Here is a 12,310-nt window from a genome sequence, read left to right as displayed (position 1 = left end):
TCGAACGGGCCGCCCCTCCGCTGGGAGGGGCGGCCCGTTCGGCGTTCCGGCCGGGCACCGCCGCTCCCGGCCGTCGGTGCGTCAGGCCAGCTCCAGGGCCAGGTAGAAGTCCACCCGGTCCTCCAGCCGGGACAGGTCACGGCCGGTCAGTTCCTCGATCCGGCCGATCCGGTAGCGCAGGGTGTTCACATGGACGTGCAGCTGCGCGGCGCAGCGCGTCCAGGAGCCGTCGGAGCGCAGGAACGCCTCCAGGGTGCGCACCAGGTCGGCCTGGTGCTCCAGGTCGTAGGCGATGACCTTGTCGAGCAGCCGGCTGCGGAAGGCGCGGCGCACCTCGTCCGGCACGGCGGCGAGCAGCAGCACGTGCGAGGCGAGCTCCTCCGGCCCGGCGACGCAGACCCGGCCGACCCGGGCGGCGGCGATCCGGCGGGCGTGCCGGGCCTCCTCCAGGGCGCCGCGCAGGCCGTCGGCCTCGCTGGCGGGGGCGGAGACGCCGACGGTGATCCGGCCCTCGGAGCCGAGACCGGACTCCAGCGGGGCGAGCAGTTCGCGCAGCGCGTCCGCGGGCACCCCGGTGTCGGCGGGAGCGGGCAGCACCACGACGGCACCGCTGCCGGCGCCGGCCACCAGGGCGCGGTCGGTGGCGTCGGTGAGCGCCTCCTCCAGGACGGCGCGGACGGTGCCCTCGGGCAGGCCGGTGCCCTCGGCGGAGAGGATCAGCCAGGAGTCGGCCGACTCGGTGCGGCCGCCCTCGTACTTGGCGGCCATCGTGGCGGAGGCCTGCAGCGCGCGTGAGATCTCCAGCGGGTCGGCGTCCCGCTGGAGCAGGACGAGCACCTCGTCGGCGATCCTGCGGCGCAGCCGGCGGCCCTCGTCGCGGCGGGTGCGTTCGGCGGCGACCAGCCGGGCGAGGTTCTCGGCGAGCTGCTGGCGCTTGGCCGTCCACTCGGTGACGTCGCCGGCGACGACGAGCAGCCAGTCGGCGAGCGGCACTTCGTCGGCCGGGTCGGCGGCGGCCGGCAGCAGCGAGTACGCGCCGGCGGCGAGGCGGGCGCGATGCGGGGGACGGCGGCGCTGGCGCTGGGCGGCGAGGTGGGCGCGGACCAGCTGGTCGCGGTCCTCGGCGGTGAGCCGGTCGGCGGGCCCGGCGACCACCCGGCCGGTGGGGGTGAGCACCCAGCAGTCGAGGTCGAGGTCGCCGCCGAGCAGGTCGAGGACGGCGTCGAGGCCGCCGCCGCCGGCGGCGGAGACCAGCAGCCGGTGGCGGTCGACCAGGGCGGCGAGGTCGGCGGCCCGGTCGGCGGAGACCTGTCGGCCGACGAACTCGGCGACCGTGCCGAAGGCGACGTCGTCGGGCACCACGAGCAGCGGCATCCGGTGCCGGCGGCAGGCGTCCACCAGGTCGTCGGGCACCGGGCCGACCTCGGCCTCGCCGGCGGCCAGCGCGACGGCGCCACCGGCGGCGAGGGTGCGGACGAAGCGCTCGGAGTCGTCCGGGCCGGTGCGCCAGAGCATGCCGGTGAGCACCAGTTCGCCGCCGTGCAGGTACCGGCCCGGGTCCTGCAGGTCGGTGGTCATCACACCGCTGACCTGCCGGTCGAGCTCTTCCTCGGCGGTGAGCAGCCGTAGCCGCGGGGCGCCGGGGGCGAGCAGGTCGCGGACACGCATCCGCAGACTCCTTCGTGCTGGAGGGTGGGGGTCGGGCGGTTGTGGGGCCTCACAGTGTGCACCAGGTGCACGGCTCGGGGCTTGCCCGACGGAACCGTCCCGACCGGCCCGCCGATCACGGGCTCGTCGCCTCACCGTCACGGCCGGATTACGGTCGTAGATGGCGGTAGGGAAACCGCTGGACCGGGCACTTGTCAGCCTTAGAGGAACGTACAGGATGCCGGGCAGGACCGGCGCGCGGGCTTCATGCCATCGGTGACTGCCAGTGGGCCCCGTCACAGCGGTTCACTGGCCACACGCCACCGGAACACCCCGGTGACCGGAGCTCAACGCCGAGGCAACGAAGCGGTAGCAAGGTCCGAACACCGAGTCCGGGGCACTGTGCCCACTGTCCGGTTGGCGACGACTTGAGGAGACACCCGCATGGAGTTCCTTCGGCCCGCTACGTGGGACGAGGCGCTCGCGGCGAAGGCTGAGTACCCGACCGCGCTGCCCATCTCCGGCGGCACGGACGTCATGGTCGAGATGAACTTCGACGTGCACCGGCCATCCGCGATTCTCGACCTGAACCGCATCGGCGACCTCGCCACCTGGTCGATCGACGGCGACGTCGTGAGGCTGGGCGCCGCGGTGCCCTACAGCCGGATCATCGACGAGCTGTCCGAGCCGCTGCCGGGCCTGGCGCTGGCGGCGCACACGGTCGGCTCGCCGCAGATCCGCAACCGGGGCTCCGTGGGCGGCAACCTGGGTGCGGCCTCGCCCGCCGGCGACTCGCACCCGGCGCTGCTGGCCGCCGGCCGGGACGTCTTCGTGGAGGCGGCCTCGGTGCGCGGCACCCGGCTGATCCCGATCGACGACTTCTACACGGGCGTCAAGCGCAACAGCCTGGAGGCGGACGAGCTGATCCGCGCCGTGCACATCCCGGTGGCGGACGGCCCGCAGCAGTTCTCGAAGATCGGCACCCGCAACGCGATGGTCATCGCGGTCTGCGCGTTCGGCTTCGCCCTCCACCCCAAGAGCCGCACCGTCGGCACCGGCATCGGCTCGGCCGCCCCCACCCCGCGCCGCGCCGTCGAGGCGGAGGAGTACCTGCAGGGCGTGCTCGCCGAGCGCGGCCTGTGGGAATCCGGCGACCTGCTGGGCTCCGAGGTGGTCCAGCGGTTCGGCGAGCTGGTGCGCGCCGCCGCCTCGCCGATCGACGACGTCCGCGGCACCGCGGACTACCGGAAGCACGCGCTGGCCGTGATGGCCCGCCGCACGCTGACCTGGACGTGGAACGACTACAGCAAGCAGATCAGGAGCGCGGCATGAGGGTCACTTTCACCGCCAACGGCAAGCCGGTCGAGGCCGACGACGTCTGGGAGGGCGAGAGCCTCCTGTACGTGCTGCGCGAGCGGGTCGGCCTGCCGGGTTCGAAGAACGCCTGCGAGCAGGGCGAGTGCGGCTCCTGCACGGTCTACCTGGACGGCGTCCCGGTCTGTTCGTGCCTGGTCGCGGCCGGCCAGGTGCAGGACCGCGAGGTGCGCACCGTCGAGGGCCTGACCGAGGAGGACGGCGAGCTGGGCCTCGTCCAGCAGGCCTTCGTCGACGCCGGCGCCGTGCAGTGCGGCTTCTGCACCCCCGGTCTGCTGGTGCAGACCGACGCGCTGCTGGCCCAGGACCCGCAGCCCAGCGACACCGACATCCGCGAGGCGCTGTCCGGCAACCTGTGCCGCTGCACCGGCTACGAGAAGATCATGGACGCGGTGCGGCTCGCCTCCGCCCGCACCTGCGCGAAGGCGGTCTCCGAATGAGCGGCACCCGCACCATCCAGGGTCAGAAGAACCTGCAGAACATCCACCAGGCGAGCAAGGACGGCATCGGCGGCTCCCCGCTGCGCCCGGACGGCACCCTGAAGGTCAAGGGCGAGTTCGCCTACTCCTCGGACATGTGGCACGAGGACATGCTGTGGGGCATGGCGCTGCGCTCGCCGCACCCGCGGGCCAACATCCTGTCGGTGGACATCTCCGAGGCGCTGAAGGTGCCCGGCGTCTACGCGGTGCTGACCCACGAGGACATCCCCGGTTCCAAGTACTACGGCCTGGAGATCCAGGACCAGCCGGCGCTGGCCATCGACAAGGTCCGCTACCACGGCGAGGCGATCGCCCTGGTCGCCGCCGACCACCCGGAGACGGCCCGCCGCGCGGTGAAGAAGATCAAGGTCGAGTACGAGGTGCTCACCCCGATCACCACCGAGGAGCAGTGCCTCGACCCGGAGACGTACGGCTACGTGCACGAGCCGCACGAGTACAAGTCGCACGGCTCGGGCAACATCTGCCACAGCCAGAAGCTGGTCTCCGGCGGCGGCGTGACCGACGAGATCCGGGCGCTGGCGGACGTGATCGTCAAGGGCACCTACGAGGTCGGCATGCAGGACCAGGCCTTCCTCGGCCCGGAGTCCGGCCTCGCGGTACCCGCCGAGGACGGCGGCGTCGACCTGTACATCGCCACCCAGTGGCTGCACGTGGACCGCCAGCAGATGGCGCCGGTGCTGGCCCTGCCGGAGGAGAAGGTCCGGCTCACGCTGGCCGGCGTCGGCGGCGCCTTCGGCGGCCGTGAGGACCTGTCGATGCAGATCCACGCCTGCCTGCTGGCCCTGCACACCGGCAAGCCCGTCAAGATCGTCTACTCCCGCGACGAGTCCTTCTTCGGCCACGTGCACCGCCACCCGGCGAAGATGACCTACGAGCACGGCGCCACCCGCGACGGCAAGCTGGTCTTCGCCGACTGCCGGATCGTGCTGGACGGCGGCGCGTACGCCTCCGCCTCCCCCGCGGTCGTCGGCAACGCGGCCTCGCTCGGCCACGGCCCGTACGTCATCCCGAACGTGCGGATGGAGGCGATCGCCCTCTACTCCAACAACCCGAGCTGCGGCGCGATGCGCGGCTTCGGTGCGGTGCAGGCCTGCTTCGGCTACGAGTCGCAGATGGACAAGCTGGCCGCCGAGCTGGGCATGGACCCGGTGGAGCTGCGCCAGATCAACGCCGTCACCCAGGGCGACTTCATGCCGACCGGCCAGGAGATCGACGCGCCGGCCCCGGTCGCCGAGCTGCTGCAGCGGGTCAAGGACATGCCGCTGCCGCCGCCGCTGGACCTGGAGGACCTGGACGTGCGCACCCTGCCGGGCGCCCTGTCCAACACCTCGCACGGCGAGGGCATCGTCCGCGGCATCGGCTACTCCGTCGGCATCAAGAACGTCGGCTTCTCCGAGGGCTTCGACGACTACTCCACCGCCCGGGTGCGCCTGGAGGTGATCGGCGGCGAGCCGGTCGCCATGGTGCACACCGCGATGGCGGAGGTCGGCCAGGGCGGCGTCACCGTGCACGCCCAGATCGCCCGCACCGAGCTCGGCGTCGAGCAGGTCACCATCCACCCGGCCAACACCGAGGTCGGCTCGGCCGGCTCCACCTCCGCCTCCCGCCAGACGTACATGACCGGCGGTGCGGTGAAGCTGGCCGCCGAGGCGGTCAAGCAGGCGCTGATCGACAAGGGCCGCCGCCGCTACGGCTGGGAGCACAAGGACATCACCCTGGTCGGCGGCAAGGTCGTCTCCGAGACCGGCGGCGTGCTGGTCCCCATGGTCGACCTGCTCGGCGACGAGGCGATCGACCTGACCCGCGAGCACCACCACCGGCCGACCGTGCCGTTCGACAAGGAGACCGGCCAGGGCTTCGGCCACGTCCAGTACACCTTCTGCGCCAACCGCGCGGTGGTCGACGTGGACGTGGAGCTGGGCCTGGTCAAGGTGGTCGAGCTGACCGCCGCCCAGGACGTCGGCAAGGCGCTCAACCCGCTCTCGGTGGTCGGCCAGATCCAGGGCGGCTGCACCCAGGCCCTCGGCCTCGCCGTCATGGAGGAGATCGTCGTCAAGGACGGCAAGGTCCGCAACGCCTCCTTCACCGACTACCTGATCCCCACGATCCTGGACACCCCGCCGATCCCGGTGGACGTGCTGGAGCTCCCCGACCCGCACGCCCCGTACGGGCTGCGCGGCGTCGGCGAGGCCCCCACCGTGTCCGCCACCCCGTCGATCGTCGCGGCGATCCGCAACGCCACCGGCCTCGCCCTCAACCGGGTGCCGGTCCGGCCGGAGCACCTCACCGGGACGCTCTAGCCACACCGCGCAGGACCTCCCCGGGGCGGCGACACGTCTTCCCCGCCGCCCCGGGGGCGCACCACAACTCCACACACCGGATGTGCTCCACCCGCTGCCCCACCCACGCCGGGGACCGGCAGCGGCACGCACCACCCCATCCGGTACGCGGACCCGCCGCGTGCCGACCGTGAGTCGAACAGTCCCCCTTAGTGCCTACCTCCCACAGCCTGGCATTCAGGTCGGCTCGCCCACCCCAATCCCCTTTGAACCTTGGGAGTGGACATGACCCGGATCCCCACGGAGCCCGGTACCACTGAAGACAGACCTGCCACCGGCGACGCCCTCACGCCGCCGGCCGTCACCCCGAAGAACCCGCTGGACGCGTACTTCAAGATCTCGGCGCGGGGCTCCACCCTCGCCACCGAGCTCAGGGGCGGCATCACCACCTTCATGGCGATGGCCTACATCGTCCTGCTCAACCCGATCATCCTGAGCGGGGCCGACGTCAACGGCGTCAAGCTCGACCACTCCGCGCTGACCACCGCGACCGCGCTCGCCGCCGCGGTCACCACGATCCTGATGGGCGTGGTCGGCAACGTGCCGCTGGCCCTCGCCGCCGGACTCAGCGTCTCCGGCGCCATCTCCGCACTCGTCGTGCCGCACACCACCTGGCCGCAGGCCTTCGGCCTGTGCGTGATCTACGGCCTGCTGATCGTCCTGCTGGTGGTCTCCGGCCTCCGCGAGAAGATCATGAACGGCATACCGCTGCCGCTCAAGCACGCCATCACCATCGGCATCGGCCTGTTCGTCGCCATCATCGGCCTCTACAAGGCCGGCTTCGTGCACACCGGCGGCCCCACCCCGCTCTCGCTCGGCCCCTTCGGCGAGCTGGCCGGCTGGCCCGTGCTGATCTTCTCGCTCACCCTGCTGACGATCTTCGTGCTGATGGCCCGCAACGTCCGCGGCGCCATCCTGATCGGCATCGCCGGCGGCACCGTCGTCGCCATGGTCGTCAACGCGGTCGCCGACCTGCCCGCCAAGACCTGGGCCAGCTCGGCCCCGGTGTGGCCCGGCAGCCCCGTCTCCGCCCCGGACTTCAGCCTCTTCGGCCACGTCGACCTGTTCGGCGCCTTCGGCGGCCAGGGCATGGGCGCGATCAGCGCCTCGGTCGCGGTCTTCACCCTGGTGCTGGCCGGCTTCTTCGACGCGATGGCCACCATCATCGGCGTCGGCACCGAGGCCGGCCTGGCCGACAAGAAGGGCCGGATGCCCGGTCTGTCCAAGGCGCTGTTCATCGACGGCGCCGGCGGCGCGGTCGGCGGCATCTCCGGCGCCTCCGGCCAGACCGTCTTCGTGGAGTCCGCCACCGGCGTCGGCGACGGCGCCCGCACCGGCCTCGCCTCCGCCGTGACCGGCCTGTTCTTCGCCGCGATGCTGTTCTTCTCGCCGATCGCCGGCATCGTCCCGGTCGAGGTCGCCGCCGCCGCCCTCGTCGTCATCGGCTCGATGATGATGAGCCAGGCCCGGCACATCGACTGGTCCGACCGCGAGGTCGCCATCCCGGCCTTCCTCACCTGCGTCCTGATGCCGTTCACCTACAGCATCACCGCCGGTGTCGCCGCCGGCGTCATCGCCTACACCGCCATCAAGGCCGGTACCGGCAAGTGGCGCGAGCCCGGCCCGCTGATGTGGATCCTCACCGCGGTCTTCGTCGTCTACTTCGCCCTCACGCCCGTCAAGGCGTGGCTCGGCGTGCACTGATCGCCCCGGCCGCCGTACGGAAGCCCGGCTTCCGTACGGCGGCCGCACACCCGGTTACCCCGTCCTAAGGAGCACCCACCCATGCAGGACATCGCCGCGCAGCTCAACGCCTGGCACGCGTCCGGGCGCTCCTTCGCCGTGGCCACCGTCGTCGGCGTCTCCGGCAGCGCCCCCCGCGACCCCGGCGCCGCCCTCGCCGTCGACGAGACCGGCGAGGCGATCGGCTCGGTCTCCGGCGGCTGCGTCGAGAGCGCCGTCTACGACCTCTGCCAGGAGGCGATCCGCACCGGCGAGCCCGTCCTCGAGCGCTTCGGCTACAGCGACGAGGACGCCTTCGCCGTCGGCCTGACCTGCGGCGGCATCCTCGACGTCTTCGTCCAGCCGGTGGTGCCCGGCGCCGACCCGGCCATCGACGCCGGCATCGCGTACATCGCCTCCGGCACCCCCGTGGCGCTCGCCCGGATCGTCTCCGGCCCCGACGCCCTGCTCGGCGCCGCCGTCGCCGTCACCGCCGACACCCACCACGGCAGCCTCTCCCCCGCCGCCTCCGCCACCCCCGGGCCCACCGCGCTGTCCCTGGAGCGGTCGGTCGTCGCCGAGGCCCGCGCCATGCTGGACGCCGGCCGCACCGGCACCGTCGTCCTCGCCCTCGACGGCCGCCCCTGCGACCCCACCGACCAGGGCACCGTCACCGTCTTCGTCGAGGCCTGCGTCCCCGCCCCCCGCATGATCGTCTTCGGCGCCATCGACTTCGCCGCCGCCGTCGTCCGCATCGGCAAGTTCCTCGGCTACCACGTCACCGTCTGCGACGCCCGCCCCGTCTTCGCCACCCCCCGCCGCTTCCCCGACGCCGACGAGGTCGTCGTCGACTGGCCGCACCGCTACCTCGACGCCCAGCACCACCGCATCGACGGCCGCACCGTGCTCTGCGTCCTCACCCACGACGCCAAGTTCGACATCCCGCTGCTGGAGCGCGCCCTGCGCCTGCCCGTCGGCTACGTCGGCGCGATGGGCTCGCGCCGCACCCACCGCGACCGCAACACCCGGCTGCGCGAGGTGGGCCTCACCGAAACCGAGATCGCCCGCCTCCGTTCCCCGATCGGCCTCGACCTCGGCGCCCGCACCCCCGAGGAGACCGCCGTCTCCGTCGCCGCCGAGATCGTCGCCCACCGGCGCGGCGGCAGCTGCCTGCCCCTCTCCGCCGGCGACGGCCCCATCCACCACGACCTGGCGGCCGCTGCACCGGAAGCGGAGGAGCCCCGGCCGCACGCCGCCTGACCCTCCGGCGGTCCGGGTGCGGGGCCACCGCCGCAGCGGGACGCTGGAAGTCGTGGACCTCGCCGACGAGGCCTCCCTGATCACCACGGTCGAACCGCTCTGGCTGCAACTCGGCGCCGACGTCGAGGTCGTCCCCTGCGTCAACGCCGACGAACTCCGCACCGGCCTCAACCGCCTCGCCGACCGCTCCTGAAGCAGCCGACCCTGAGACGACCGACCCCGGCCCTCAGTCGGCCTCGCCGGCCGGCACCACCCACCGCGTCGGCTGACCGGTGACCTGCGCGATCATGTCGTAGTCACCGTCGTAGTGCAGCACGGTGACGCCGTGGCGCTCGGCCGTGGCGGCGATCACCAGGTCGGCCGTCGACACCGCCCGCCAGTTGCCCGCGCCGACCAGCAGCACCTGGACGTCCAGCGCCCGGTCCCAGACCTCGTCGGTCGTCGGCAGCCGGTCGAAGCCGCGCATCTCGTCGCGGATGCGCTCGGCCTCGGCCTTCGACCGGGCGCTGCGTAGGACCTCCAGTTCGACCGCCGCGCAGACGGCCAGCAAGCCGGCGTTGTGGAGCGGTTCCACCGCCCTGCGGACGGCCTGCTTGGGGAACCGGGCGAGTGCCGAGGTGTCGATCAGGAAGCGTTCCGTCATGCCGCCCGGTGCCCCGTATCACCCTCCACCGGACCGGTGAGGTCCGGCAGGCCGCCTTCGGCCAGCCAGTTCAGGAAGGACTCCCGTTTCCGACGCTTGATCGCATCGGCGAGCGCGGCGTTCACGGTGGCCACCTTCGTGGTGGTGCCGAAGATCTCCGCAGCCTCGGCCAGCAGCTCGTCGTCCACGTCTATCACCGTGCGCGTCATGGCAACCTCCCGAGGCCGTGATATCGAATCCCATGCTATCCGATATCACGGCCCCGGAGGCCGTCAGCCGACGTCGAGGCGGGCGAGGCGGCGCAGCAGGGCGGGGCTGAGGCGGCCGAGGAGACGGGCGGCCTTGGCCTCGAAGGTGACCGGGACGACCGGCTTGCCGGTGCGGACGGCGCGGAGGATCTCGGCGGCGACCTTCTCGGGCGGGAACCCGCGGCGGGCGTAGGCCTTGGTGGCCTTGGCCTGCTTGGCGGCCTGCTGTTCGGGGTCGGTGCCGGAGAAGGTGGTGGTGCTGGTGATGTTGGTGGCCACGATGCCGGGGCAGATCGCGGAGACGCCGATCCGGTGCGGGGCGAGTTCGGCCCGCAGGCAGTCGGAGAGCATCAGCACCCCGGCCTTGCTGGTGGCGTACGCGGCCAGCGACTTCGCCGGCAGGTAGGCGGCGGCGGAGGCCAGGTTGACGATGTGTCCGCCCCTGCCGCGGGCGACCATCAGGTTGCCGAAGGCCCGGCAGCCGTGGATGACGCCCCAGAGGTTGACGTCCAGGACGCGCTGCCACTCCTTCTCGGTGGTCTGCAGGAAGGTCCTGGCGTGGCCGATGCCGGCGTTGTTGACCACCACGTCGGGCACGCCGTGGGCGGCGGCGACCTGCTGGGCGAAGGCGTCCACCGCGGCACCGTCGGAGACGTCCACCCGGTAGGCATGGGCGCGCGGGCCGACCAGGCCGCAGAGTTCGGCGGTGCGTTCGGCGGCGGCGAGGTCGAGGTCGCAGACCACGACGCGGTCGCCCTGTTCGGCGAAGGCGAGGGCGGTGGCGCGGCCGATGCCGCTGCCGCCGCCGGTGACGACCGCGAGCCGGCCGCCGTCGGGCGGGCCCTGGACGTGGCCGGCGGCGACCCGGGCGACGTGTTCGCGGACGAGGTGGGCCACGGTGGCGCCCTTCTCCAGCAGGGCCGACCAGTGGCCGGCGTCCAGGGTGCGGCGGGTGAGGTGGGGCACCCAGCGCTCCAGGCCCTCGGAGAGGAAGGTGGAGACGTACCTGTCCCGCTCCAGGGTGATCAGCTGGACCGGCACCTCGGTCGGCCGCTCCCGCGGACTGCGCAGCACCGGGCGGAAGTTGGCCCGGTACAGCTCGATGCCGCGGACGGCGTCGCGGTGCAGGGTGGGCTGCGGGTGGCCGGCCCGCGGGGTGACGGCCTCCATCCGGTGCAGCACCGTCGGCCACGCGCGGGCCAGGAACAGCCGCCAGACGGCCGGCGCCAGGTACGGCAGCTGGAAGGCGGTGATGTACCAGGAGTGCGCGCCCTGGACGAGGAGTTGGCGCAGGTGCCGCGGGGTGGGGCGGCGCATCCGGTGCCTGATCCAGTGGCCGATGTGGTCCAGCGAGGGCCCGGAGACGGTGGTGTAGGAGGCGATCCGCCGGTGCGCGCCGGGCTCGGTGACGGCCTCCCAGGACTGGATGGAGCCCCAGTCGTGCGCGACCACGTGCACCGGCTCGTCCGGGCTGACCGCGTCGGCGACCGCGAACAGGTCGGCGCCGAGATGCGCCAGCCGGTAGCCGTCGCGCGCCGCGGGAACGCCCGAACCGCCGGCGCCGCGCACGTCGTAGCGCACCACGTGGTGGTCGGTGGCCAGCTCGGCGGCGACGTCGTCCCAGACCGCATGGGTGTCCGGGTAGCCGTGCACCAGCAGGACGGTGGGGTGGGCCGGGTCGCCCTGCTCGTACACGGCCAGCGGCAGCCCGCCGGAGTGGACGGTGCGGCGGCGGATGGTCATGCGGCCTCCTCCTGGAGCGTCCAGCGCCGCACGTGCGGCAGGTCGTCGTCGAGCCAGTACGCGTCGTCCTCCGTGACGACGAGCAGCTCCTCGAACTTGATGCCCACGTCCCGGAAGCCGATGTGCGGCTCGACCGCCCACAGGCCCGGGGTGGGGGCGTGCCGGGAGGACCGGCCGTCCGCCCAGAGCGGGGAGCGGCCGTGCAGCCGCTCGCCGATCAGCTCCCGGCCGAGCGTCTGGAGTGTACGCACGCCGAAGCCGAAGAGGGTGACACCGGCCGGGCCGCGGGCGGTGGTCCTGGTCACCCGGTGGCCGATCACCCGGCCGGGGTAGACGCGGTGCCGGTTGTCGTAGCCGTGCACGGCGAGCTGGGCGTCGACGGCCGCGTACACCTCGTTCAGCGGCTTGCGGGCCCTCACCTCGGCGAGGATCAGCTCCCGGTAGACCTTCAGGTCGGCGGCGAGGCGGTCCCAGACGGGGTTCTCCCCGACCTTGCCGCCGTAGCCGATGTCGGCGGTGTAGCCGTCCACCACGGGCGCGCAGTCCAGCACGTACGGCATGCCCTCCTCGAGGCGCCGACCTCCGGCGAAGAACTGCAGCGGGGTGTGGAAGTGCCGGAAGGCGGTGCGGTCGCCGAACCAGGCGAACGGCACGTGGAAGTAGTCCTGCACCCCGGCCCGCTCCAGGCAGCGGCGCAGCTTCGCGGTGGCCTGGCGCTCGGTGACGCCGGGTTCGATCCAGGCGGCGACCTGTTCGGCGCAGTGGTAGGCGAGCTGCTGGGTCTCGCGGAAGCGGGCCAGGTCGTGCTCGTCGTACGGGAAGGTCACGGCTCTC

Annotated in this window: 11 protein-coding genes; 6 read left to right on the top strand and 5 right to left on the bottom strand. The window is 72.9% G+C overall.

What is annotated here, in order from left to right; all coding sequences use genetic code 11:
* Positions 1-81: 81 nt before the first annotated feature.
* On the bottom strand, positions 82-1,668 hold the full coding sequence (locus AB0M03_RS06140) for a helix-turn-helix domain-containing protein (protein ID WP_363488954.1): 1,587 nt from the start codon (positions 1,666-1,668) through the stop codon (positions 82-84).
* Between the two features lie 423 nt (positions 1,669-2,091).
* Between AB0M03_RS06140 and AB0M03_RS06135 the strand changes: the two genes are divergently transcribed.
* The 6 genes from AB0M03_RS06135 to AB0M03_RS06110 all read left to right on the top strand — a co-directional run bounded on the left by AB0M03_RS06135 (position 2,092) and on the right by AB0M03_RS06110 (position 9,035).
* Entirely contained in the window at positions 2,092-2,979 is an 888-nt protein-coding gene (locus AB0M03_RS06135) for an FAD binding domain-containing protein (protein ID WP_363488952.1), read from the top strand.
* Positions 2,976-3,461 (top strand): (2Fe-2S)-binding protein, encoded by a 486-nt coding sequence (locus AB0M03_RS06130; protein ID WP_363488950.1) that lies wholly within the window; start codon positions 2,976-2,978, stop codon positions 3,459-3,461. Before AB0M03_RS06135 ends, AB0M03_RS06130 begins: the two co-directional genes overlap by 4 nt.
* The gene (gene pucD / locus AB0M03_RS06125) at positions 3,458-5,821 is read left to right on the top strand and encodes a xanthine dehydrogenase subunit D (RefSeq protein WP_363488948.1); all 2,364 of its coding nucleotides are present in this window, start codon (positions 3,458-3,460) and stop codon (positions 5,819-5,821) included. The genes AB0M03_RS06130 and pucD overlap by 4 nt, the downstream gene beginning before the upstream one ends.
* 264 nt (positions 5,822-6,085) lie before the next feature.
* On the top strand, positions 6,086-7,564 hold the full coding sequence (locus AB0M03_RS06120; protein WP_363488946.1) for an NCS2 family permease: 1,479 nt from the start codon (positions 6,086-6,088) through the stop codon (positions 7,562-7,564).
* A gap of 81 nt (positions 7,565-7,645) precedes the next feature.
* Positions 7,646-8,842, top strand: coding sequence for an XdhC/CoxI family protein (locus AB0M03_RS06115; RefSeq protein WP_363488944.1), 1,197 nt, complete (start codon positions 7,646-7,648; stop codon positions 8,840-8,842).
* A 52-nt stretch (positions 8,843-8,894) separates the two neighbouring features.
* Positions 8,895-9,035, top strand: coding sequence for a hypothetical protein (locus AB0M03_RS06110; protein WP_363488942.1), 141 nt, complete (start codon positions 8,895-8,897; stop codon positions 9,033-9,035).
* 33 nt (positions 9,036-9,068) lie between these two features.
* On the opposite strand, the gene AB0M03_RS06105 is transcribed toward AB0M03_RS06110, so the two are convergent.
* From AB0M03_RS06105 to AB0M03_RS06090, 4 genes are all read right to left on the bottom strand, one after another.
* The gene (locus tag AB0M03_RS06105; RefSeq protein ID WP_363488940.1) at positions 9,069-9,485 is read right to left on the bottom strand and encodes a PIN domain nuclease; all 417 of its coding nucleotides are present in this window, start codon (positions 9,483-9,485) and stop codon (positions 9,069-9,071) included.
* Complete coding sequence (locus tag AB0M03_RS06100; RefSeq protein ID WP_095872202.1) at positions 9,482-9,694, bottom strand: type II toxin-antitoxin system VapB family antitoxin; 213 nt, start codon at positions 9,692-9,694, stop codon at positions 9,482-9,484. Before AB0M03_RS06100 ends, AB0M03_RS06105 begins: the two co-directional genes overlap by 4 nt.
* Before the next feature lie 63 nt (positions 9,695-9,757).
* Entirely contained in the window at positions 9,758-11,476 is a 1,719-nt protein-coding gene (locus tag AB0M03_RS06095; RefSeq protein ID WP_363488938.1) for an SDR family oxidoreductase, read from the bottom strand.
* On the bottom strand, positions 11,473-12,303 hold the full coding sequence (locus AB0M03_RS06090) for a M24 family metallopeptidase (protein WP_363488936.1): 831 nt from the start codon (positions 12,301-12,303) through the stop codon (positions 11,473-11,475). Before AB0M03_RS06090 ends, AB0M03_RS06095 begins: the two co-directional genes overlap by 4 nt.
* Between the last annotated feature and the right edge of the window lie 7 nt (positions 12,304-12,310).

Origin of the sequence: Kitasatospora sp. NPDC051914 (assembly GCF_040680995.1) — a bacterium.
Lineage (GTDB): Bacteria > Actinomycetota > Actinomycetes > Streptomycetales > Streptomycetaceae > Kitasatospora.
The sequence above is the reverse complement of the archived record's forward strand: the minus strand, read 5'-3'. Positions and strand labels throughout refer to the sequence as shown.